This window comes from Rhodococcus sp. R1101 (genome assembly GCF_000278445.1).
In the GTDB taxonomy this organism is placed as follows: domain Bacteria; phylum Actinomycetota; class Actinomycetes; order Mycobacteriales; family Mycobacteriaceae; genus Rhodococcus; species Rhodococcus gordoniae.
Genome location: NZ_AJVB01000903.1, coordinates 1 through 618 on the forward strand (window position 1 = coordinate 1; position 618 = coordinate 618).

The following is a 618-nucleotide window of genomic DNA, read 5'->3' on the forward strand; positions in this document are numbered from 1 at the left end:
CCGCCGTGCAATCTCGCGCGCTCCTCGATCCCGGTCAGTCCCTGCCCACCCGGCCGCGCTTCGACGAGCGCGGCCGCTCCCCTGCCGTCGTCGACGATCTCCACGACGAGCATCTCGGAGCGCCATTCGAGGCAGACACGGGCATGTGCGCGCGGACCGGCATGTTTGAGCACGTTGGTGAGCGACTCCTGCACGATCCGGTACACCGACAGCCCGAATCCGTCCGATACCTCGCGGACCCGGCCGTCGACCACCAGCGCGACCTCGAGACCGCTCGCGCGCACCTGCTCGACGAGCGCGGGCACGTCGTCGACACCGGGAGTGGTGGTGAACTCGCGTGGCGAGTCCTCGCGCAGCACCGACAACAGTGAGCGCATATCCGTGAGCGCGCGGCGACCGGTGTCGGCGATCGTGCCGAGTACGTCGGCTGCGGTCTGCGGGTTCGCGGCCGCGGCGTATCGCCCGCCGTCGGCCTGCGCGATGATCGCGGTGAGCGAGTGCGCGACGATGTCGTGCATCTCCCGGGCGATGCGGGTGCGTTCCTGGGTGGCCGCGAGTTCGGCTTCCTTGAGACGTTCGAGTTCGAGGAGCCGATTGCGCTCGGTCAGTGCGTCCATC

The 618-nt window shown here is 69.6% G+C and carries 1 protein-coding gene; it reads right to left on the reverse strand.

What is annotated here, in order from left to right; all coding sequences use genetic code 11:
• Positions 1-618: sensor histidine kinase (locus R1101_RS0125115; RefSeq protein WP_016935844.1), on the reverse strand; the 618-nt coding region annotated here is incomplete at both ends.